Origin of the sequence: Streptomyces sp. NBC_00239, assembly GCF_036194065.1 — a bacterium.
Classification (GTDB): Bacteria; Actinomycetota; Actinomycetes; order Streptomycetales; family Streptomycetaceae; genus Streptomyces.
Window position 1 is genome coordinate 1,822,345 of the sequence record NZ_CP108095.1, and the last position, 19,342, is coordinate 1,841,686.

15 protein-coding genes, 1 tRNA gene and 2 pseudogenes are annotated in these 19,342 nt (G+C 74.5%); 13 read left to right on the forward strand and 5 right to left on the reverse strand.

Features of this window, described 5'->3' with window-relative positions:
• Positions 1-16 precede the first annotated feature (16 nt).
• Genes OG764_RS07950 through OG764_RS07960 form a run of 3 tightly spaced genes read left to right on the forward strand, consistent with a single transcriptional unit; the run spans position 17 to position 3,188 of the window.
• Complete coding sequence (locus OG764_RS07950) at positions 17-565, forward strand: toxin-antitoxin system, toxin component (protein WP_328967692.1); 549 nt, start codon at positions 17-19, stop codon at positions 563-565.
• 8 nt (positions 566-573) lie between these two features.
• A complete protein-coding gene (locus OG764_RS07955; RefSeq protein WP_328967693.1) occupies positions 574-1,758 on the forward strand; it encodes an MAB_1171c family putative transporter in 1,185 nt (394 codons plus the stop codon).
• The gene (locus OG764_RS07960; protein WP_328967694.1) at positions 1,755-3,188 is read left to right on the forward strand and encodes an NAD(P)/FAD-dependent oxidoreductase; all 1,434 of its coding nucleotides are present in this window, start codon (positions 1,755-1,757) and stop codon (positions 3,186-3,188) included. Before OG764_RS07955 ends, OG764_RS07960 begins: the two co-directional genes overlap by 4 nt.
• A 50-nt stretch (positions 3,189-3,238) precedes the next feature.
• Here the strand turns inward: OG764_RS07960 and OG764_RS07965 are convergent, their stop codons facing one another.
• The 4 genes from OG764_RS07965 to OG764_RS07980 all read right to left on the reverse strand — a co-directional run bounded on the left by OG764_RS07965 (position 3,239) and on the right by OG764_RS07980 (position 7,381).
• Entirely contained in the window at positions 3,239-4,024 is a 786-nt protein-coding gene (locus OG764_RS07965) for a bestrophin-like domain (RefSeq protein WP_328967695.1), read from the reverse strand.
• Positions 4,025-4,159: 135 nt separating this feature from the next.
• Positions 4,160-4,984 (reverse strand): hypothetical protein, encoded by an 825-nt coding sequence (locus OG764_RS07970; protein WP_328967696.1) that lies wholly within the window; start codon positions 4,982-4,984, stop codon positions 4,160-4,162.
• 678 nt (positions 4,985-5,662) lie between these two features.
• On the reverse strand, positions 5,663-6,358 hold the full coding sequence (locus OG764_RS07975; RefSeq protein ID WP_443055868.1) for an NADPH-dependent FMN reductase: 696 nt from the start codon (positions 6,356-6,358) through the stop codon (positions 5,663-5,665).
• A gap of 162 nt (positions 6,359-6,520) precedes the next feature.
• The gene (locus OG764_RS07980; protein ID WP_328967697.1) at positions 6,521-7,381 is read right to left on the reverse strand and encodes a LysR substrate-binding domain-containing protein; all 861 of its coding nucleotides are present in this window, start codon (positions 7,379-7,381) and stop codon (positions 6,521-6,523) included.
• A 150-nt stretch (positions 7,382-7,531) separates the two neighbouring features.
• Between OG764_RS07980 and OG764_RS07985 the strand changes: the two genes are divergently transcribed.
• Positions 7,532-8,647, forward strand: coding sequence for a bile acid:sodium symporter family protein (locus OG764_RS07985; RefSeq protein WP_328967698.1), 1,116 nt, complete (start codon positions 7,532-7,534; stop codon positions 8,645-8,647).
• Between the two features lie 25 nt (positions 8,648-8,672).
• Complete coding sequence (locus OG764_RS07990) at positions 8,673-9,083, forward strand: (2Fe-2S) ferredoxin domain-containing protein (protein ID WP_328967699.1); 411 nt, start codon at positions 8,673-8,675, stop codon at positions 9,081-9,083.
• A 138-nt stretch (positions 9,084-9,221) separates the two neighbouring features.
• Here the strand turns inward: OG764_RS07990 and fdhD are convergent, their stop codons facing one another.
• The gene (fdhD, locus tag OG764_RS07995; protein ID WP_328967700.1) at positions 9,222-10,079 is read right to left on the reverse strand and encodes a formate dehydrogenase accessory sulfurtransferase FdhD; all 858 of its coding nucleotides are present in this window, start codon (positions 10,077-10,079) and stop codon (positions 9,222-9,224) included.
• A gap of 212 nt (positions 10,080-10,291) precedes the next feature.
• Between fdhD and OG764_RS08000 the strand changes: the two genes are divergently transcribed.
• The 8 genes and pseudogenes from OG764_RS08000 to OG764_RS08030 all read left to right on the forward strand — a co-directional run bounded on the left by OG764_RS08000 (position 10,292) and on the right by OG764_RS08030 (position 19,241).
• Positions 10,292-11,239 (forward strand): beta-ketoacyl-ACP synthase III, encoded by a 948-nt coding sequence (locus OG764_RS08000; protein WP_328967701.1) that lies wholly within the window; start codon positions 10,292-10,294, stop codon positions 11,237-11,239.
• Positions 11,240-11,386: 147 nt separating this feature from the next.
• Positions 11,387-11,860: a hypothetical protein gene (locus tag OG764_RS08005; protein WP_328967702.1), complete on the forward strand. Its 474-nt coding sequence runs from the start codon at positions 11,387-11,389 to the stop codon at positions 11,858-11,860.
• An 83-nt stretch (positions 11,861-11,943) separates the two neighbouring features.
• Positions 11,944-12,031: transfer RNA gene (locus tag OG764_RS08010), tRNA-Leu, on the forward strand.
• 349 nt (positions 12,032-12,380) lie between these two features.
• On the forward strand, positions 12,381-14,207 hold the full coding sequence (locus OG764_RS08015; RefSeq protein WP_328967703.1) for an AMP-dependent synthetase/ligase: 1,827 nt from the start codon (positions 12,381-12,383) through the stop codon (positions 14,205-14,207).
• A gap of 112 nt (positions 14,208-14,319) precedes the next feature.
• Positions 14,320-15,585 (forward strand): ABC transporter substrate-binding protein, encoded by a 1,266-nt coding sequence (locus tag OG764_RS08020; RefSeq protein ID WP_328967704.1) that lies wholly within the window; start codon positions 14,320-14,322, stop codon positions 15,583-15,585.
• Between the two features lie 21 nt (positions 15,586-15,606).
• A pseudogene (locus tag OG764_RS41710) lies at positions 15,607-17,340 on the forward strand (ABC transporter permease subunit); the annotation flags it as partial.
• Positions 17,341-17,886: 546 nt separating this feature from the next.
• Positions 17,887-18,510: pseudogene (locus OG764_RS41715) on the forward strand (ABC transporter ATP-binding protein); the annotation flags it as partial.
• The gene (locus OG764_RS08030) at positions 18,507-19,241 is read left to right on the forward strand and encodes an ABC transporter ATP-binding protein (RefSeq protein WP_328967706.1); all 735 of its coding nucleotides are present in this window, start codon (positions 18,507-18,509) and stop codon (positions 19,239-19,241) included. The pseudogene OG764_RS41715 and the gene OG764_RS08030, both read left to right, overlap by 4 nt.
• The last annotated feature ends 101 nt before the right edge of the window (positions 19,242-19,342 follow it).

The window sequence follows — 19,342 nt, forward strand, 5'->3', positions numbered from 1 at the left end:
TCCGACGGGGAGAACGGTGAGCATAGGCAAAGAGCAGCGGCGGCTGTGCGGGGAGCTCGTGGCCGGGATCCGGCTGCCCGCCCCCGCGGAACCCGCGGACCTCTACGCCGCGCTGTGCGAGGGCATGAGCCGGCACCGCGGGCGTCCGGTCCAGTTCCGCATGGCCTCGTTCCCCCCGGGGACGGCCAGCGGACTGTGGCTCGACATGGCCGACCGGGATCTCGTGGTGATCGAGGAGCGCACCGCTCCCGACCACCAGCTCGTCATCCTCGGACACGAGTTGTGGCACATGAAGGCCGGCCACTGCAGCCACCACGTCGACGGCGCCGCCGTCGCCGCCCGGCTGCTGTCCGACGAGGCCGACCTGAGCGAGACGGTCCGCAGCGTCGCGGCCCGCACGCGCGCCGACGTGTCCGAGGAGACCGAGGCGGAGACCTTCGGGCTGCTCCTGGGCAGCAAGTGCCGGTCCTGGCTGGCCGGCTCCGCGGGCCCCGCGCCGACCGAGCGGAACAAGCTCGCCGGCCGGATAGAGGCCTCGCTGGGCTACCGAGGGCCACGAGGCTGAGTGCATCCTTGAAAGGTCTTGATTTCTATGTTCCCGCGGGCGTCCTCGTGGTCGCCTTCGCCTGCAAGCTCCCCGGGCTGACCCGCGACTGGCGGGATCCGCTCGTGCGCGCCGTCAGCGTGCTGCTCCTCGTGGCGAGTTCGGTGTTCTTCTTCGCCGCACCGCCGACGATCCACGAGGTCAACCGCATCACGGGGGTGCCGAACTTCTCGGCCCCCCTCGTGTACTGCATCCTGACCGCGTTCAGCGCCTCCTGCCTGCTGCTGCTCATCAACTGGCGGGGCGGCCCCGAGGAGCGCACCCGGCGGGCCTCCCGCCGGTGCGCCCTGGCGTACGCCGCGGTGATCCTGTCCCTGATCGTGCTGTTCGCGCTCGGCGACGCCCCCGTGGAGCGGCTCCAGGACCTGGACACCTACTACGCGACGACCCCGTTCATCCGCGAGATGATCCTGGTCTACCTGGTCGCGCACACCGTCGCGGCCGTGGTCATGACCGTGCTGTGCCGCCGCTGGTCCCTGCACGTCCAGGGATCGCTGCGGCACGGGCTGATGCTGATGGTCTGCGGCTTCGTCCTCAACCTGGTCTTCGACGCGGCCAAGTTCACCGCCGTCGGCGCCCGGTGGCTGGGACACGACCTGGACTTCCTCAGCACCAAAGTCGCCCCGCCGGTGGCCTCGCTGTCCGCCCTGCTGATCGGCACCGGCTTCGTCCTGCCGCTGGTCGTCCAGCGGGTCTCGGCGAGCTGGCGCACCTGGGCCGGCTACCGCCGTCTCGGGCCGCTGTGGCGCGAACTGCGGCCCGTCGTCCCGCACGGCGCCCGCCTGGTGCGGATCTCCTGGTGGTCCCCCGGCGACCTGCGGGTCATCCAGCGGGTCGCCGACATCCACGACGGACTCCTGCATCTCGACCCCTACTTCGACCGGGAGCTACGGGACCGGACCGAGGCCGGACAGCTCGCAGCCGGAGCCTCGCCCGCCCAGGCCCACGCGACCGCCGAGGCGGTCATGGTGACGGCCGCCATCAGAGCACGGGCCGCCGACCCGGAGGAGATGGTGATCGGCTCGGCCGACGCCTACGCCCCGGCGCGCGCCGAAGGGCAGCGTGATCTGGAAATGATCTCCCGCGCCCTGCGGTCCCCCGCCGTCGAAGAGACCCGCCGGAACGCGGTCAGTACCGAAAGCAGACTTCCATGAGTGACACCACCGGCGCCGCACAGCAGGAGCAACGCCCGGCGCACAGACACGCCGTCGTCATCGGCGGCGGCCTCGCCGGGATGCTCGCGGCCGCCGCCCTCGCCCCGCACGCCGAGCAGGTCACCGTCATCGAACGGGACACCCTGCCGGCGGGCCCGGAGGCCCGCGTCTTCCTGCCCCAGGCCCCGCACGCGCACGTGCTGTGGTCGGGCGGATCCCGGGCCCTGGAAGACCTGCTGCCCGGCTTCGAGGACCGGCTGCTGGCGGCCGGCGCCCGCCACATCCCGCTGACGGCGGGCATGGTCGCCTTCTCCCCCCGCGGCTGGTACCGCCGCTGGAAGCCCACCCACCACCTGATCTCGTGCACCCGCCCGCTGCTGGACTGGGTGGTGCGGGACCTGGTGACCGCCCTGCCCAACGTCCGGGTCCTGGAAGGCACCCGGGTACGCGGACTCTGCGGCGGCGCCGACCGGATCACGGGCGTCCGCATCCTGCGGCCCGACGGCACCGAGGACGAGATACCGGCGGCCTTCACGGTCGAGGCGAGCGGGCGCGCCACGCAGGCGCCCCGGTGGCTGTCGGAGCTCGGAGTGCCGGACGTGCTCGAAGAGGTGGTGGACTCCGGCCTCGTATATGCCAGCCGCATGTACCAGGCCCCCGCGGGAACCGAGGAGTTCCCGGTGGTCACCGTCCAGGCGGTGGCGAACTCCGGACAGCCCGGCCGGTCCGTGACCATGCTCCCCGTCGAGGGCGGGCGCTGGCTGGTGACCCTGATCGGCACCCGCGGCGCGCAGCCGACCAGCGACCCCGACGCCTTCGAGGAGTACGCGCGCACCGTCCGCCACCCGGTCGTGGCGGAGCTGCTGGCGTACGCGAAGCCGCTGTCGGACGTGACCACCTTCGCGAACACCGCCAACCGGCGGCGCTACTACGAGAAGGCCCGCGCGTGGCCCGAGGGCTTCCTCGTGGCGGGCGACGCGGCCGCCGCCTTCAACCCGGTGTACGGCCACGGCATGTCGGTGGCCGCGCAGGCCGCCCGGGCCCTGCGGGACTGCCTGAACGGGCACGGTCTGCACGCCCCCCGGCTGGCCCGCCGCGCGCAGCGGGCCGTGGCCCGGCCGGTGTCGGTGGCCTGGAGCCTGGCCACCGGGCAGGACATCTTCTACCCCGGCGTGATCGGCAAGACCCCGACCACGGGGGACCGGCTGCTGGCCCGCTACGTGGACCGGCTCGTCCACACGGCCACCGGGGACTTCCTCGTGGCCACGGCCCTGACCGAGGTGATGGCCCTGTCGGCGCCGCTGAGTGCGCTCGTCCGGCCGCGGGTGCTGTGGCACGCGCTGCGCGGCCCCCGGCTGCCGCAGCTGAGCGGCCCCCCGCTGACCGAGTCCGAACTCCGCTTCATGACACGGACCGACGCGGAGGCCTGAGCCCGGGTGCGGAACCCGGGGCGCGTCGTCCGGCCTGCCGTCGGCAGCGGTCAGGGCGCCGCAGCGGCGGCGGCCTGGGCCGCGGCCGGGAAGAGGTCGGCGAACGGGGCCGCCGAATCGATTCCGTCCCGGCCGAACGGGGCGTCGAAGCTCCACACCAGGAACAGCAGGAACATGATCAGCGCGCTGAACAGCCCCGCGAGCAGGAGTTCGCGGGCCGAGCGGCGGATCTGCAGGGTGAAGATCAGCCCGACCGTCACCAGCGCCCCGGTCAGCAGCCCGAACCAGACCATCCCCGGCAGCGTCGTCGACGCGCTCTGGGTCCGCGCGTGGCGCGCGTCGTCGGCCGTCGCGATGTGGTCCAGCAGCGGCTGGTAGGCCTGCGCCTGCAGGTCGTTGGCCGGGGCCTGGTGGGTGACGTCGCTGCGCAGCCGGCCGAGGAGTTCGGCTCCCTTGGCGGAGGCCGGCTCGTCGTCGGCCATCAGCGGCCAGTCGACGGCGACGGTGTGCGTGACGTACGCGTCCACCTCGCCGCGGATCCGGTCCCGGACCGCGGCCGGGTACACGTCGGCCCGCTGGGTGACCTCGTACAGCGCCTGCGCCTCACGCCGTACGTTGTCCTCGGCGGCGCCCCGCGCCTCCCAGACCCCGGCGATGGCCAGTCCCAGCACGATCGCGTAGACCACCCCCACCATCATCGTCATGTACTCGATGACGTCCGGCGTTTCGCTGGTGTCCTCGTCCTCCGACGCCCTGCGGTGCCGCAGGGCCGTGAAGGCGAGGACGAGGGCGCAGCCGAGCGCCATGGTGACGGCCAGGACCAGCCATTCGGACACGAGGGGACTCCCGGTGAGAGGTCGGGCGGAGGGGTGGAGCGGTGACACGGGGCTCGGGGCTCGGGGTACGGCCGCCCGGCCGCGGCACGGCCGATCGGCGACGCGGCGGCTGCAACGGCGGCTGACGGGCCCGGCTCAGGAAGAGCCGCGGCTCTTCGAGCGCGGCCGCAGGGAGGCCGCGGCCAGCACCGCCGGGGTCGTCACGACGAGCATCAGCGTCATCGTGGACAGCCCGCCGGGCGTAGGGGTCCGCAGCACGGCCGAGCGGTACGGGCGCACCGGGAACGACACCGGCGACGCGGCCGTCGCGGGCACCGGACGCGCCACGGGCGCCGGCGGCCGGGGCGCGGCGGGCGGCCGCGCGGGTACCGGCGGTCCGGCCACCGGGGCGGCGGCCCGTACGAGCGGCGCAGGCGCCGGGGCGACGGCCGGCGGGTCCGGGGCCGGTACGACGGGTACGAGGGGGCCGGGCGGTACGACGGTTCGTGGCGGCACCGCGGCCGGCACGGGCGGCCGGGGTCCCGGCGCGGGCGGTACCACCCGGGGCACGACGGCCGGCCGCGCCGGAACCGCCGCGGGCGGACGACAGTCCTCGGAGGTCCGGCCGCCGCCGGGCCCGCGCGCGGGGCCGGTCCCGGCGGGCCGCTCGGCCTGCCCGGGGTGCGACGGGCCGGCGGGGGGATCGGAGTGCCCGGAGCCGGCGGGATGTGTGGGGTGCGCGGGGTCGGCGGGGCGGGTGGGGCCGACCGGATGAGCGGGGTCGGCAGCGTGGCCGGGGTACGTGGGCCGCTCCGGACGACCGGCGGCGCGTCCCGGCAGCGACCACGCGGCGAGCCGGTTCCGTCCGGTGACCGGGTCGGACTCCATCCACACCCCGGCCGTCCGCTCCCCCGCGCCGGACCCCGTCCACACGACCAGGCGGCGGGACCCGCTCCCGCCGCCCGCCCGCGTCAGACACACTCCGGCCCCGGGCACCTCCCACGTGACGGATCCCGACCGGGCGTCAGGCGTGGACCGCCCGACCAGCCCCGACCGGGCCCCGGCCGGCGACCGACCCGCTTCCGCCGACCCGCCGCCCGGCCGCGACTTCCCGAACGGCCCGGACCGGGCATCCGACATCGGTCGTCCCGCAGGCCCCGGCCGGGCGCCCGGCGCCGACCAGCGGGCCGGTCCGGCGCCCGGGTCCGGCGCGTCGGCGGCGACCACGGCCGCGGCGGGGGCCGCGTATCCGGCCAAGGGTGAGAGCGCGGCCGCCAGGCCCGCCCCGGCGAGGTACCGCCAAGCGACCACCGCACGTCCTCCCGGTTCGCTCCGGCGCACCACGGCGTGTGGTGGCTCCGGGAGAAGAAACGATCAAGGCTCGGATTCGACACGGCAGCACCGCCCGGCCCACTCACCCGGGTGGGCCAGTCCAGCGGGCCGCGGCTCCCGGCCCGGCCCGGACTCGGCGGAAAGGGGCCGGCCCGGGCGCGTGCGCAACAGCCGGAGGGCGGTACGGCGTGGAACTCGAAGCCAGGGCACGGCGGTGCCCCGTGAACGGCGCGGCGACCGGACCCGGCCCTGAACCCGGGCCCGATTGGTGGGTCACCGCGTGGCAGTCGGCGAGCGGCTGGATGAACCAGCCCTCCCCTCTCCGGCTCAGTCCTCGGCGCGGTGGGTGACGGGAGCGGTGCTCTCGTCGCCGAGGAACTCGTACCAGCGGCGCTGGAGGCACAGGTAGCGGGTGTCGGCCTCGGCCAGGGCGAGGAAGGAGTCTACGGTCGCCGCGAGCCGCTCGCGCAGGCCCGCGTCGGTCAGCCCGCCGTCCTCGCCGAAGGCTGCGTGCGCCATGGCCAGGCTGAACATGTCCGGGTAGACGCGCGCCCCGAGGTGCTCCAGCGGCACCCTCAGCGCCCACAGTCCGCGGTTGCCGCCGACCATCGACGGGGAGGCGGACACGAGCAGGGTCTGCTTGTCCTTGAAGGGCTGCGGCCGGAACCGGGACACCCAGTCCACGGCGTTCTTGAGCACGCCCGGCACGGACGCGTTGTACTCGGGCGAGGCGATGACCAGCGCCTGGGCGGCCAGCAGGCGCTCGCGGAGCAGTGCCGCGCCGGCCGGCGGGCCCTCGTCCGCCTCGGCGTCGCCGTCGTAGGTGGGCATCTCGAACTCCCGCAGCCGCGCCAGGTCCACGGTCGCGCCCGACCGTTCGACCTGCGCGGCGACCAGCCCGGCCAGCCGGGCGTTGACGGACCCCGCCCGCGAGGAACCCGCCAACACCAGTACCCGGAGCGGGCCGCCCCCGCCGTCCGAGGTCACACCCAGCCCGTCAGTCACCCGACTCACATCAGTCACGCCCGGACCGTACGCCACCACCCCACCCCACCCCCGCCACCCACCCAAACCGCCCCCGACCCTCACCCCAACGGCGGCGCACCGAGTCAGCCGACAGGGCCGGAGGTCGCCCGGAGGGGGTCGGGGGCTGGAGGTTCGCCGGGGCGGGCGGCGGGGGCGGGGTCAGGCGGGGCGGCTGAGGCGGGCTCCGCTGGAGAGGATGGCGGCGGCAAGGGCATCCGCGGCCGCCCCCGGCCGCGCCCCCTGGAGGAGGACGAACTCCACCCCGCCCAACTCCGGCAACCCCACCCGCTCCGGCACCCGTACCAGCCCCGGCGGAATCAGCCCCCGCGTGTGCGCCATCACGCCCAGCCCGGCCCGCGCCGCCGCGATCAGCCCGCTGAGGCTGCCGCTCGTACACGCGATCCGCCAGGCCCGCCCCTCGCGTTCCAGCACTTCCAGGGCCCGCGCCCGCGTGATCCCCGGCGGCGGAAAGACGATCAGCGGCACCGGCCGGTCGGGGTCGACGCGCAGCCCTTCCGCGCCGATCCACACCATCCGGTCCTGCCACACCAGCCGCCCATGCCGGTCGCCCGGGCTGCGCCGCTTGGCCAGCACGAGGTCGAGCCGGCCCGCCTCCAGGCGTTCGTGCAGGGTCCCGGACAGTTCGACGGACAGTTCCAGGTCGACCTCGGGGTGGTCCTGGCGGAACGCCTCCAGGATCTCCGGCAGCCGGGTGAGGACGAAGTCCTCGGACGCGCCGAAGCGCAGCCGCCCGCGCAGCCGGGTCCCGGTGAAGAAGGCCGTGGCGCGCTCGTGGGCGGCGAGGATCGTCCCGGCGAAGCCGAGCATCGCCTCGCCGTCCCCGGTCAGCTCCACGCTGTGGGTGTCCCGGGTGAACAGCTGCCGGCCGGTCGCCGCCTCCAGCCGCCGCACGTGCTGGCTGACCGTGGACTGCCGCAGTCCGAGCCGCCGCGCGGCCTGGGTGAAGCTCAGCGTCTGGGCCACGGCCAGGAAGGTCCGCAGCTGCACAGGGTCGTACACGGCTCCAGGATAGACGCGGCCATCGCGTTCCGTGATGGCAGTCAGTGCCGTGTACGTGTTTCCCGATGACCGGGCCGGGGGTGACGATGGGGCGACAGCGCGACCCGGCTCCCGGCGGGCCGCGACCCGCCGACAGCGAGCGAGCGTTCCATGCCCCGCGTCCGCCCCCGTACCGGCCCCCGCCCGCGCAGGCCGGCCGGGCCGCCCGTGGACCCGTACGTCCTGGCCCTGCTCGGCACCGTCGGCCTCGCCGCCCTGCTGCCCGCCCGCGGCGCCGCCGCCTCGCTCGCGGAAGGCGCCGCCACCGGCGCCGTCGCGCTCCTCTTCTTCCTCTACGGGGCGCGGCTGTCGGCCCGCGAGGCGCTCGACGGGCTGCGCCACTGGCGGCTGCACCTGACCGTGCTCGCCGCGACCTTCGTGGTGTTCCCGCTGCTGGGGCTCGCCGCCCGCGGCCTCGTGCCGCACCTGCTGAGCCCCGACCTCTACAGCGGGTTCCTCTTCCTGTGCCTGGTCCCGTCGACCGTCCAGTCCTCGATCGCCTTCACCTCGATGGCCCGCGGAAACGTTCCGGCCGCCATCTGCGCGGGATCGTTCTCCAGCCTCGCGGGGATCCTGCTGACCCCGTTGCTGGCCGCGCTGCTGCTCGGCTCCGGCGCGGGCGGCTTCTCGCTCGACTCGCTGCTGAAGATCGTCGTACAGCTGCTGCTGCCGTTCCTGGCCGGGCAGTTGCTGCGGAACCGGATCAGCGGCTTCCTGACCCGGCGCAAGAAGGTCCTCGGGTACGTGGACCGCGGCTCGATCCTCCTGGTCGTGTACACCGCGTTCAGCGCGGGCATGGTCGCCGGGGTCTGGCACCGGGTCAGCGCGGCCCGGCTCGGCTCCCTGGTCCTCGTCGAGGCCGTGCTCCTCGCCGTGATGCTGCTGCTGACCTGGTACGGCGCGAAGCGGCTCGGATTCTCCCGCGAGGACCGCATCGCCATCCAGTTCGCGGGGTCGAAGAAGAGCCTGGCCGCCGGACTGCCCATGGCCAGCGTGCTGTTCGGGGCCCAGGCGAGCCTGGCCGTGCTGCCGCTGATGCTCTTCCACCAGATGCAGCTGATGGCCTGCGCGGTCATCGCCCGCCACCGCTCCCGGGACCCGCTGGCCGGTGAGGGGGACGGAGTCGGAGAGGGAGACGGGAACGGGGACGGCCTCGGCGGGGCCGCCGCCGGCCGGGCCGCCGCCGGTGGTGTGGCGAAGCTCTCGGACTCCGCCCGGCACCCCTGACCACCTGGACCGATAGCGTTCCGTGGTGACCTGGATACGGCCCACCGCGGCGCGCCCCTGCACCCTCGTCGTGTGCCGCGGCTGCTGCTGCGGCAATACGCGCAAGCACCCCGGAACCGACCACGCGTGGCAGCTGGAGCGGCTGCGCACGGCCGCCACCGAGTCCGGCGGGCAACTCGCGGTCCGCGCCTCCGACTGCCTCGGGCCGTGCGCGCAGGCCAATGTGATCGTGGTTCAGCCCTCGTCCGAGGGCCGCCGCCGGGGCGGGCGCGCGGTGTGGCTGGGCTGGGCGCTGGACGACGCGTGCACCGACGAGATCATCGCCTGGGTGCGCGCCGGCGGTCCGGGCGTCGCCGAGCCGCCCGCCGCCCTCGACCTCCAGCGCATCGACCCGCCCGTCGAGACCCGCACCCCGCGCCGCGGCCGCCGCCGCTGACCGGCCACGGCCGGGCCCCTGCCCGGCCACGGTCCGGCCCCGGCTCAACCACGGCCCGGCCACGGTCCGGGACAACCCGCCGACGATCCGGCCGCACGGCCGGGCAACGCCCCGGCCCGCCCCCGGGCCGCCGCGCGCTCAGGCCTGCGGCGCCACCGGCACCACGCCGCCGGTCCGGACCCGTTCGGCCCCCGCGTACACGTTCATCGACGTACCGCGCAGGAAGCCCACCAGGGTGAGGCCGGACTCGGCGGCCAGGTCGACGGCGAGCGAGGACGGCGCGGAGACCGCGGCGAGCACCGGGATGCCGGCCATCACGGCCTTCTGGACGAGTTCGAAGGAGGCGCGGCCGGAGACCATGAGGACGGTCGACCGCAGCGGCAGCCGCCCGTCCTGGAGGGCGCGTCCGATGATCTTGTCCACGGCGTTGTGCCGCCCGACGTCCTCGCGCAGGTCGAGCAGCGTGCCGTCCGCGTCGAACAGGCCGGCGGCGTGCAGCCCGCCGGTGGTGTCGAAGACCTTCTGGCCCTCGCGGAGCCGGTCCGGGAGCCCGGAGAGCAGGCCGGGGGTGACCCGTACGGGATCGGCCGCCAGGTCCGGGAACCTCGTGGCCGTGCGGACCGCGTCCAGGCTCGCCTTCCCGCACAGCCCGCACGAGGACGTCGTGTACACGTTGCGTTCGAGGGTGATGTCGGGGACGGGCACGCCGGGCGCGAGGCGGACGTCGACCACGTTGTACGTGTTGGTGCCGTCCTCCGTGGCGCCCGCGCAGTAGGTGATCGACTGGAGTTCGTGGGCCCGCCCGAGCACCCCCTCGCTGACGAGGAACCCCGCGGCGAGCGCGAAGTCGTCACCCGGTGTGCGCATCGTGATCGCCAGCGGCTTGCCGTTCAGGCGTATCTCCAGCGGCTCCTCGGCGACGAGGGTGTCCGGCCGGTGCGTGACCACGCCGTCCCTGATCCGGACGACTCGGCGGCGCTCGGTGACCCGTCCCATGCTGTTCAGCCCACCCGTTTCCCAGGAATCTCCGGCACACCCGGACCGTTTCCTTCCATTGTCCGGTACGCCGTGCCCGCGGCGGACGGGGGCGATCCTCGGGAAGCTCCAAAGAAGACCGGCCGAACCTGTGGGATCACGCGCCCCTGTACCGGTCGGTAGCACGACAAGCTGGGGGATCCTGTACGTCGCACCAGGGGGTAAAACCGCCCATGACGGGTTCACGCGTGATCGCGCTGGGTCACTACCAGCCCGCCAAGGTCCTCACCAACGCCGACCTCGCCGAGCTCGTCGACACCAATGACGAGTGGATCAGAAGCCGGGTCGGCATCAAGACCAGGCGGATCGCGGGACCCGACGAGACCGTGGACGAGATGGCCGCGCAGGCCGCCGGCAAGGCCCTCGCGGGCGCCGGCCTCACCCCCGCCGACATCGACCTCGTACTGGTGGCCACCTCCACGGCCATCGACCGGTCGCCGAACATGGCCGCGCGGGTCGCCGCCAAGCTCGGCATGGGCTCGCCCGCCGTGATGGACATCAACGTCGTCTGCTCGGGCTTCACCCACGCCCTCGCCACCGCCGACCACGCGATCCGGGCCGGCTCCGCGACCCGCGCGCTCGTCATCGGCTCCGACAAGATGACCGAGATCACCGACTGGACCGACCGCACGACCTGCGTCCTGACCGGTGACGGCGCGGGCGCCGCGGTCGTCGAGGCCTGCGGGGAGGGCGAGGAGCCGGGCATCGGACCGGTGCTGTGGGGCTCGGTCCCGGAGATGGGGCACGCCGTGCGCATCGAGGGCACCCCGCCGGTGTTCGCGCAGGAGGGCCAGGCCGTCTACCGCTGGACCACCAGCCGGCTGCCCGCGCTCGCCCGCAAGGTCTGCGAGCGCTCCGGCATCACGCCCGAGGACCTGGCCGCGGTCGTCCTGCACCAGGCGAACCTGCGGATCATCGAGCCGCTCGCGCAGAAGATCGGCGCGGTCAACGCCGTCGTCGCCCGCGACGTCGTCGACTCCGGCAACACCTCCGCCGGCTCCATCCCGATGGCCCTGTCCAAGCTGATCGAGCGCGGCGAGATCCCCTCGGGCGCCCCGGTCCTGCTCTTCGGGTTCGGCGGCAACCTCTCGTACGCGGGCCAGGTCATCCGCTGCCCGTAGCCGCGCGGCCGGCGGGTGGTCCTCAAGTCGGGCGGCGGGTGCGTCCCGAGTCGGACGCGGAACGGTCCCGGGGACGGACGCGTCCGCCTGCGGTGCCGGTGAGCATGGAGTGACCGATTCGCCCCGTCCCTCCAGGAGCCTGCCGCCGTGCGCACCAAGAAGATCGCCCTGACCACCGCCGGAGTCCTCGTCGCCGCCGGGTTCGCCGCGGCCGTGGCGGTCCCCGCGGCGGTGGACTGGTACGAGAACCGGCACGAGCAGACCTCGTCGTACGCCACCGGCGCCGAGGCGAAGAAGGACCGCGCCTCGGTCCCGGGCTGGCTGCCCGACGACGCGAAGTCCGTCGAGTACGCGATGCGGACGACCGGCGGCGACCGCCTCCTGAAGGCCACCCTCGCCGACGGCAGGCTCCCGGCCCAGTGCACCCCGGCCGCCGCCGGCGGGCAGCCCGCGGGCACCGCCGACCCGGGCCTGACGGCGGACTGGTTCCCCGCCGACGCGAAGGACCGCGCCACGGCCCGCTGCGGCATCTACTACGCGTACGTGGACGGCGACACCCTGTACGGGTGGCAGCGCAACGCGGAGTGGATCGAGCAGAACAAGTCCGGCGCAGCGAGCTGACCACGGGAAATGTGGTTCAGAGCCACCTCGGACGCCTGGTATTGTTGTCCATGTCGCCGCGGGAAACCGGGGCCGACCACCTAGTCCGGGTGGCGGAATGGCAGACGCGCTAGCTTGAGGTGCTAGTGCCCTTTATCGGGCGTGGGGGTTCAAGTCCCCCCTCGGACACCAGCAGGACCCCAGCTTCGGCTGGGGTCTTTTGCGTTTCCGGACGCCGGCGCGGCCGCGGCCCGGCGGGCTCGGCGGACGTGCCGCCGCCACCGGTGGGCGGACGGGTGGCACCGGTGAGCGGACGGGGGTGGGGTGGACGGGGTGCGGGTGGCCGGGGTGGATCTTGTGGAGATCGGCCCGAGGGCGGTCGTAGACGCCTGACCAGTGGTGATGGCTTCGCAATGGATCTTCCGACAGGCTCCCGCCGCGGCCCGCCGTGGGGTACGTTCGCGGCGCTGTAACGGGTGCGGGCGCGTTCGCGGCGCGGTGCGGGTGCGGGCGGGCGGAGCGGTCGGGAAGGGGCGGTCCCATGCGCGAATTCACGGTGCCGCCGGTGGTGGCGGCTGCCGCGCCGGCCGGCGGACTGGCCGATGCCGTCTTCGAGCACGCCGTCGACGATCCGCACCGGGTCGTGTTCGGGCGCAAGCAGGGCGGCGCGTGGGCCGAGGTGACCTCGGCGGAGTTCCGCGACGAGGTGCTCGCCCTCGCCAAGGGGCTGCTGGCGCAGGGCGTCCGGTTCGGCGACCGGGTGGCCATCATGGCCAGGACCCGGTACGAGTGGACGCTGTTCGACTTCGCGCTGTGGTCGGTGGGCGCGCAGCCCGTTCCGGTGTATCCGACGTCCTCGGCCGACCAGGTGTGGTGGATGCTGCACGACGCCGGCGTCACGGCCTGCGTGGTGGAGAACGAGGACCAGGCGATGACGGTGGGCTCGGTCATCGACCGGCTGCCGCTGCTGGCCCGGCTGTGGCAGCTTGACACGGGTGCGCTGGCGGAGCTGACGGCGGCCGGGGCGGGGGTCGCCGAGGGGGTGGTGCACCGGCACCGCAGGGCGGTGACCCCGGACTCGGTGGCGACGGTCATCTACACCTCCGGGACCACGGGCCGCCCGAAGGGCTGTGTGCTGACGCACGCCAACTTCATGTTCGAGGCGGACACGATGGTCACGCGGTGGGAGCCGGTGTTCCGGTCCCGTCCGGACGACGAGCCGTCCACCCTGCTGTTCCTGCCGCTCGCGCACGTCTTCGGGCGGATGGTCGAGGTGGCGGCCGTACGGGCCCGGGTGAAGCTGGGGCACCAGCCGGTGCTGGCCGCGGACCAGCTGCTGCCGGACCTGGCCGCGTTCCGGCCGACGTTCGTGCTGGCCGTGCCGTACGTGTTCGAGAAGGTGTTCGCGGCGGCCCGGCGCAAGGCCGAGGCGGAGGGCCGTACCGGCCCCTTCGAACGCGCGGTGGAGACGGCGGTCCGGTACGCGGAGGCCCGGGAGCAGAAGAACTTCGGGACCGGGCCGGGCCCGTCCGCCGCGGTCCGGGTGCAGCACCAGCTGTTCGAGAAGCTGGTCTACGGCAAGGTGCGCGAGGCGCTGGGCGGGCGGGTGCGGCACGCGATGTCGGGCGGCTCGGCGATGTCCCGGCAGCTCGGGCTGTTCTTCGAGGGCGCGGGGATCACCGTGTTCGAGGGGTACGGGCTGACCGAGTCCAGCGCGGCGGCGACCGCGAACCCGCCCGGCGCCACCAAGTACGGCACGGTGGGCCCGCCGATTCCCGGGTGCTCCGTGCACATCGCGGCCGACGGGGAGGTGTGGCTGCACGGGGCGCACGTCTTCGCGGGCTACCTCAACGACCCGGGGGCGACGGAGGCGGTGCTGCGCGGCGGCTGGCTGGCGACCGGGGACCTGGGGCGGCTCGACGAGGACGGCTATCTGACGATCACCGGCCGCAAGAAGGAGATCCTGGTGACCTCCAACGGCAAGAGCGTGGCGCCCGCCGCCCTGGAGGAGCGGGTCCGCTCGCACCCGCTGGTGTCCCAGTGCATCGTGCTCGGCAACGACCGCCCGTACATCGCGGCGCTGCTCACCCTGGACCTGGACGGGGTGGCGCACTGGCTGTCGATGCGCGGCCGGCCGGCGCTGCACCCGGTCGAGCTTGTGCGGGACCCGGAGCTGACGGCGGAGGTGCGGCGGGCGGTGGTCGCGGCCAACACCCTGGTGTCGCAGGCGGAGTCGATCCGTACGTTCCGGGTGCTGGCGGAGCCGTTCACCGAGGAGCTCGGGCTGCTGACGCCGTCCCTGAAGCTGAAGCGGCGGGCCATCGAGAAGGCGTTCGCGTCCGAGGTGGCCGCCCTGTACCGGGACTGAGCGCACCGCCCCAACAGATCTGACGGTTCGTCATTTCTATTCGGCATAATGATTGACGCCTCATCAGGTTCCGCCCAGAATGCGGGAATTCCGACCGGAGGGACCTGAGTTCATGTCGCGATCCATCCGCACGCTCGTCGCAGCAGCCGCCACGCTCGCCCTTGTCTCCGCCTGCAACTCCGCTTCCGACGGCGCCGGGAAGGACGGGGGCGCGAAGCCCGGCACGGCGGTCCGCGGGGTCACCGCCGACTCGGTCCGGGTGGGTGGCATCGTCTCCATGACCAGCGCCGGCGGCTACAGCAAGAAGGACACCGACCTCGGGGCCCGCGCCCGGTACCTCAGAGCCAACGCCGAGGGCGGGATCAACGGCCGGAAGATCGAGTACCTGGGCGCCGAGGACGACGGGCAGGATCCCGGCCGCAACATGGCCGCGGCCCGCAAACTCGTCCAGCAGGACAAGGTGTTCGCGGTCGCGCCGATGAGCTCGGTGACCTTCTCCGGGTCCTCCTTCCTGGAGCAGTCGAAGGTGCCCACCTTCGGCTGGGGCACGCTGCCGTCCTTCTGCGGTCCCAAGTACCTCTACGGCTTCAACGGCTGCCTGGTCCCGATGCCCGGCGGCACCCTCAACCAGACCTGGCCGGAGGGCCTGCTGAAGGTGCTCGGCGGCGTGAAGGGCAAGTCCGTCGCGATCATCGCGAACGACAGCGACGCCGGGAAGTTCGGCATCCGCACCTTCAGCCAGGGCTTCGCGACCGCCGGCTTCAAGGTCTCCTACGCCAAGCCGTCGGTGCCCGCGACGGCCGTGCCCAGCGACTGGTCGGCGTACACCAAGGACATCCTGCGCAGCAACGGCGGCAAGGCCCCCGACGCGGTGGTCTCGGTGATGCAGACGCCCAACAACATCGGCCTGTTCACGGCCCTCAAGCGCAGCGGCTACACCGGGGTGCTGTCCGACCCGACGGACTACGACCCCGGGCTGCTCGCCCAGGAGACCACCCGCAAGGCCCTCGACGGCGTGCACGTCCTGCTGCAGTTCCAGCCCTTCGAGTCGGCCGATCCGAAGATGGCGCAGTTCAAGGCCGACATCAAGAAGGCCGCGGGCGGCAAGGAAATCCCGCTAAATATGCATATGGTCACCGGGTACATGTCGGCGGACCTGTTCCTCGCCATCGCGCAGAAGGCCGGCCGCGACCTGACCCCGGAGTCCTTCCAGACCGCGGCGAACGGCTTCTCCGACACCGGCAGCCTGGTCGGCGACCGCAGCGAGCCCAAGGGCCAGAAGGAGAGCTTCGGCTGCGGGGCGCTGGTACAGCTCAGGAACGGCCGGTACGAGGTGTCCGCGCCGTTCGCGTGCCACCCGCCGGTCCCCTTCAAGTAGCGCGGCCCGGGGGATCCGGCCATGGCCGACCTGCTGACCTTCGTACTGAGCGGCCTGGTCTCCGGCGCGCTGTACGCCCTCCTGGCCACCGGCCTGGTGCTGTCGTACTCCGCCTCCGGGCTGTTCAACTTCGCCCACGGGGCCACCGCCTACCTGTGTGCGCTCGCCTTCCACGAGCTGCGCTCCGGCTTCGGCTGGCCGGCCGTGCCCGCCGCGCTGACCGTGGTGTTCCTCCTCGCGCCCGGCCTCGGCTGGGGGCTGGACCGGCTGATGTTCCGCAAGCTCGCGCGGGCCGGCGAGACCGCGCAGATCGTCGCCACCATCGGCCTGCTGGTGGCGCTGCCCGCGGCCGGCCTGTGGGCGGTCGAACTGCTGGCGGACGCGGGGGCGCCGGTGGCGGAGGCGGAGAACGTGTTCGGGCTGCCGGGCGCCGGCCCCAGCCCGGCCGTCTCCTGGCAGCTGCCGGCCGGCGTCGGCATCGACTCCGACCAGCTGATCACCTGGGTGGCCACGGCCGTGGTCGCGGTGGCCCTGTGGGTGCTGATGCGGCACACCCGGCTCGGCCTGCAACTGCGGGCGGCGGTCGACAACCGCTCGCTGACGGAGCTGCGCGGGATCAGCGCGGACCGGCTCTCCTCGGTGGCGTGGATGCTCGCCTCCGGGCTCGCCGGGCTGGCGGGCGTGCTCGCCACTCCCCTGCTCGGCCTGTCGGCCCACGACTACACCCTCTTCCTGTTCGTGTCGGCGACGGCGGCGGCGCTGGGCCGGTTCGTGTCGGTGCCGGTCGCGTTCGCGGGCGGACTGGGCCTCGGCGTGCTGCAGAACCTGGTCGCCGGGTACGCGTCGTTCGCCGAGCGGATCACCGGCTTCCGTACCGCCGTCCCCTTCCTCATCCTCTTCGCGGGGCTGCTCGTCCTCACCCGGCGGCAGCGCACCGCCGGCACCGCGGCGGCCGACGCCCCGCCGGTGGACCACCTGGCCGGGCGCCCGGCTGCCCGCCGCCACGGCCCCTGGATCGCGGCGGCCGTGCTGCTCGGCGCCGCCTTCTACACCGTCACCACCCCGTTCTGGAGCGGAGTACTGGCCCAGGGGCTGGCCCTCGCCCTCGTCTTCATGTCCTTCACCGTGGTCACCGGGCTCGGCGCGATGGTGTCGCTGGCCCAGGCCACCTTCGTGACCGGCTCGGCGCTGGTGGCGGGCCTGCTGATGAGCCGCGGCTGGCCGTTCCTGGCGGCGGCGGTGGCCGGGACCTGCGCGGCGGCCCTGCTGGGCGCGCTCGCCGCGCTGCCCGCGCTGCGCCTGGGCGGCCGCTCGCTGGCGCTCGCCACCCTGGCCCTGGCCTTCCTCGCCGACCAGGTGCTGTTCCAACTGGGCCCGCTGCGCAACGGCGACCTCGGCTGGCTGATCCCGCGGCCGGTGCTCGGGCCGCTGGACCTCTCCGACGACCGGGCGTTCGGCGTAGCGATGCTGGTCCTGGTGGCCGCGGCCGCCGCGGGCCTGAGCGCGCTGCGCCGCTCCCCCGCCGGGCGGGCGATGCTCGCGGTACGGTCCGCCCCGGCGGCCGCACAGGCCTCGGGGGTGTCCGTCGTCCGCACCCAGCTGCTGCTGTTCACGCTCTCCGCCGGGCTGGCCGGCTTCGGCGGGGTGATGTACGCGTCGTTCAGCACGCGCATCACGGCCACCGACTTCACGGCGATGACCGGACTGGTGTGGCTGGCGGTGGTGGTCGCGGCCGGGGTGCGGCGCCCGCAGTACGCGGTGGTCGCGGGCCTGGTCTTCGCCGCAGCGCCGCCGCTCGTGGACCGGTACGTGACGGACTCGGCGCACCTGCCGGTGCTGCTGTTCGGCCTGGCGGGGCTGGCGCTCGCGAACGACCCGGACGGCTACTGCGCGGCCCTCCCCCAGCGCCTCGCCCGCCGCCGCGCCGCGGCGGCGGCCCGTACGGATCGGCAGGCGCAGGAGGCGGGGCAGGTCCAGCAGGCAGAGCAGGCAGAGCAGGTCCCACAGGTCCAGCAGGCAGCGCAGGTGCGGGCGGTACGGGAGCGGACCGGGCCGGCGCGCCAGGAAGCGGGACCCGTACGGGAGTCGGCCGGGGGCGTGCCCGGGCCCGCCCTGCCGGTGGAATCCGTACGGCGCCGGGAGCCCGTACGGGGCGTGGGGCCCGACGGGGCCGTGGGGTCGGCACCGCCCGGGGCGCCGCCGCGGTCGGCAGCGGGACGTGGGGCGGGCGGCGCGGTCGCGCTGGAGCTCGGCGGGGTGTGGGCCGGGTACGACGGCGGGACCGTGCTGCGCGGGGTGGACCTGCGGGTGCGGCCCGGCGAGATCCTCGCCCTGCTCGGCCCCAACGGCGCCGGGAAGAGCACCCTGTGCCGGGTCGCCGCCGGAGCCCTCGGCGCGACCCGCGGCCACGTCCGCGTCGAGGGCCGGGACCGGACCGGTGAGGGGCCCGTGTCCCGGGCCCGGGGCGGGGTGCTGCTGGCACCCGAGGGCCGCGGCATCTTCCCCGGCCTGAGCATCGCCGAGAACCTCGCGCTGCACCTCACCCGCGCCGCCGACCGGGAGGCCGTCTACGCCCGCTTCCCACGGCTCGCGGAACGGCGCTCGGTGGCCGCCGGCGCGCTCTCGGGCGGCGAGCAGCAGCTCCTCGCCCTGGCCCCGCTGCTCCAGCGCCCGCCCAGGATCCTGATCGCCGACGAGCCCTCGCTCGGCCTCGCCCCGCGGGTGGTGGACGAGGTGTACGCGCTGCTCGCCGAGCTCCGGGAGGTCGGCAGCGCCCTGCTGCTCGTCGAGGAGAAGGCCGCCGAGATCCTCGGGGTCGCCGACACCGTGGCGTACCTCGAGGAGGGCCGGATCTCCTGGTGCGGCCCGCGCGCCGACGTGGAAGCTGACCGTCTCACCGACGCCTACCTGGGGATGGTCCGATGAACCCGGCACTGGAGGTACACGGCGTGGGAGTCCGCTTCGGCGGGGTGCGGGCGCTGGCCGAGGTGTCGCTGGCGCTGCGCCCGGGCGAGGTGTGCGGGCTGATCGGGCCGAACGGCGCCGGCAAGACCACCCTCTTCGACGTGGTGTCCGGGATCCGCCGCCCGGACCGCGGACAGGTGCTGCTGGACGGCCGCGACGTCACCCGGCGCTCACCCGTGTGGCGGGCCCGCCACGGGATGCGCCGCACCTTCCAGCGGCAGCAGCTCTTCGGCCAGCTCACGGTCGCCGACAACCTCCTCGTCGCACAGGAGTGGCGCGGCGGCGCCCTGCGCCCGTCGGAGCGGCGGGCCCGCCGGGACCGGGCCGCGGTCGTGCTCGCGGAGTGCGGGCTGGCGCCGCTCGGGGACGCGTACGCGGGCGGGCTGCCGGTCGGGCGAGCCCGGATGGTGGAACTGGCGCGCGCCCTGGCCGACCCGCCGCGCGTGCTGCTCCTCGACGAGCCGGCCTCCGGGATGTCGGCGCCCGAGCGGGCCCGGCTGGCGGAGGTGGTGCGGCTGGCCGCGGCGGACGGCTGCGCGGTGCTGCTGGTCGAGCACAACGTCGCCTTCGTCATGGAGCTGTGCGCGCGGGTGGTCGTACTCGACCTGGGCCGGGTCCTGGCCGAGGGCACCCCGGCCGAGGTGCGCGCGGATCCGGGCGTCCGGGAGGCGTACCTGGGACGGGCGTCCTGACGGCGCCGGGAGCGCCGGTCGGTACGGCGCGGGAGCGCCGGTCGTGCGGCGGCGCGGGCACGCCGGTCGGTGGTGGCGCGGGAGCACCGGCCGTGCGGCGG

Coding starts and splice junctions, on each gene's coding strand:
- OG764_RS07960 (WP_328967694.1), top strand. CDS start 1,755: ATGAGTGACACCACCGGCGCCGCACAGCAGGAGCAACGCCCGGCGCAC.
- OG764_RS07985 (WP_328967698.1), top strand. CDS start 7,532: ATGCCCCGCGTCCGCCCCCGTACCGGCCCCCGCCCGCGCAGGCCGGCC.
- fdhD (WP_328967700.1), bottom strand. CDS start 10,079: ATGGGACGGGTCACCGAGCGCCGCCGAGTCGTCCGGATCAGGGACGGC.
- OG764_RS08000 (WP_328967701.1), top strand. CDS start 10,292: ATGACGGGTTCACGCGTGATCGCGCTGGGTCACTACCAGCCCGCCAAG.
- OG764_RS08015 (WP_328967703.1), top strand. CDS start 12,381: ATGCGCGAATTCACGGTGCCGCCGGTGGTGGCGGCTGCCGCGCCGGCC.
- OG764_RS08020 (WP_328967704.1), top strand. CDS start 14,320: ATGTCGCGATCCATCCGCACGCTCGTCGCAGCAGCCGCCACGCTCGCC.
- OG764_RS08030 (WP_328967706.1), top strand. CDS start 18,507: ATGAACCCGGCACTGGAGGTACACGGCGTGGGAGTCCGCTTCGGCGGG.